A 2,359-nucleotide genomic window follows, 5' to 3' on the forward strand; every position below is an offset into this window, starting at 1 on the left:
TCGCCGTACAAGCTGTATTTTGTGAACCCGATTCTGGCGGCGAAGGGCAAGCTTGTGCTGGGTCAGCCGGTGTACCCGTCGCTGCAGGACCTGCCGGAGGTTCCGGATCTGGTGGAGATTTTCCGCCGTAATGAGGACCTGCCGGGCGTGGTTCAGGAGGCTGTGGATCTGGGCGCGAAGACCGTGTGGATGCAGCTGGGCTCTTGGAACGAGGAGGCGGCCGCGATTGGTGAGGCTGCCGGCCTGAACGTGGTGATGGATAAGTGCGTGAAGATTGAGCACGCGCGTTTCCACGGTGGCCTGCACCTGGCTGGTTTCAACACGGGCGTGATTTCTGCGAAGCGTCAGGTGCTGTCGAAGTAAACAGCCTGCGCTGTATGAGCCGCTGCGGCTTGTAATTACAAAAATTAGGCGCTTGTGAGCGTTTGAACGAGGGGGCGTGCCCGGGGTGTTTCCCGGGTGCGCCCCTCCTTCTGTCTATGCCTGATATGGCGCCTGATATAGCTCCCACTGTAGTGCCCGGCAGAGCATCCGGTGCGTTGTGGGTAAGGCTGAGAGCGTAGCATCGCCCCTTGTGGAGAGCATTTCAGCTTTGAGGTAAACCTTACCTCTATGTTCTGGGGTGCTGAGCCGGTATCCTAGTGTGGAGCCCGGCGGCCGGCACACAGCACACACGCGTACCGACCGCCGGGCCTTTTCACATCGAAAGCAGGTACCGCGCCGCGCCTCATGAACGTCCCGCGTGAATATCCTGCGGCGCAAGAATTATGACGAAATATATTGTCATGAATACGACATATGACGGCGAATTTCAGTCATAAAAAGTCACTCGGTCATATACCCGAATAAACTAGCCAGTATCCTCGGCGAAGCCTAAGCTGGCAGTGTATTTATCCCCGCATTTTATGCCCAACCTTAGCCGAGGACAGCATGACCGGATTCACGACGAAGGCAATTCACACTACGGACCGCGACAACCCGTACGGCTCCATCCTGCCTCCGATCTACACGACCACCACCTACGCCCAGCCCTGTGACGGCACCGAAGGCCCCTACGACTACCAGCGCGGCGGCAACCCCACCCGCGCGGCCCTCGAAACCACGCTCGCAACCCTCGAAGGCGCCAAGCACGCCTTCGCCTACCCCTCCGGAATGGGCGCCACCGCTGCCGCCCTCGGAATCCTGAAAGAAGGCGAAACTCTACTGCTGGGTATGCCCTCCTACGGCGGCACCTACCGATTCGCGACCATCGAGCTGCCCGCCCGCGGCGTCAAGACCCGCTTCATCGGCGACTTCACGGCCCTCACCGATGAAGACTTCGCAGATAATGTGACCATGGTTTTCCTGGAAAGCCCCTCCAACCCGCTACTGCGCGTGAGTGACATCGCCGCCATCGCCGAAATCGCGCACCGCAACGGCGCAATCGTGGTCGTCGACAACACCTTCATGACCCCGCTGCTGCAGAAGCCCCTCGACCTGGGCGCAGACATCAGCGTGCAGTCCGCCACCAAGTACCTGGGCGGCCACGCCGACCTGCTCGGAGGCGTCGCCGCAACCAACGATGACGCGCTCGCCGAGCGCCTCTGGCACCTGCAGATGATTACCGGCGCAATGCTTTCGCCCACCGACTCCTACCGCCTGCTGCAGGAGGTCAAGACCCTCAAGCTGCGCCTGACCCAGCAGCAGAAGAACACCATCGAGGTCATCAACTACCTGGAGGCGCACCCCGCCGTGAAGCGCGTGCTCTACGCGGGTTCGCACAGCGAGTACGAGGCGCAGGTGCACGCCCGCCAAGCGAACGGCCTGGGCGCGCTCATCTCCATGGAGCTGGTGGACGGCGCAGACCTGCCCGCCTTCCTCGAAGCCCTGAAGATTTTCAGCCACGCAGTGAGCCTGGGCGGCATCGAGTCGCTGGTGGTTCGTCCCGCGCTCATGGTGCAGGCCGCCTACACGCAGGCGCACCGCGACGAATACGGCGTGAGCGACAACCTCATCCGCCTGGCCATCGGCATCGAGGAGATTGAGGACATTATCGAGGATTTGGAGCGCGGCCTGACCGCAGCCCTGGCGCATCAGGCATAGTCCCTGAACATGAGGCACCGCACGACCGTATCGCGTGATTCGAGGTGCCCCAAATACGCGGCGTAATGTCACCCATAATAATTACTCAAAATACCCGGATTAACGTATTTCTTTCAATGTAAAAGAATGTTTTTGATTCGGGTATTTTGTGCACCCTCACCGCATTTTTATATGACGTTGCGTGAACATATTAACCCCCGTGACGCGGGGTTAGAACGGCATAAAAAATGCGGGTAGGGTAAATCTCGGATACACGACGAATACCAGCTACGCCCGC

The 2,359-nt window shown here is 59.8% G+C and carries 2 protein-coding genes; both read left to right on the forward strand.

All coding sequences use genetic code 11. From position 1 onward, the window contains the following. On the forward strand, positions 1–363 hold a 363-nt coding region (locus tag Q0216_RS06595; protein ID WP_298593919.1), incomplete at its 5' end, for a CoA-binding protein. A 567-nt stretch (positions 364–930) separates the two neighbouring features. Then, positions 931–2,082, forward strand: a complete 1,152-nt coding sequence (locus Q0216_RS06600; RefSeq protein WP_049333904.1) for a PLP-dependent aspartate aminotransferase family protein — start codon at positions 931–933, stop codon at positions 2,080–2,082. The last annotated feature ends 277 nt before the right edge of the window (positions 2,083–2,359 follow it).

This window comes from uncultured Rothia sp., assembly GCF_937976295.1.
Taxonomy (GTDB): domain Bacteria; phylum Actinomycetota; class Actinomycetes; order Actinomycetales; family Micrococcaceae; genus Rothia.

Excerpts from the sequence above, each read along its gene's own strand:
- Q0216_RS06600 (WP_049333904.1), top strand. The coding sequence starts at position 931 with ATGACCGGATTCACGACGAAGGCAATTCACACTACGGACCGCGACAAC.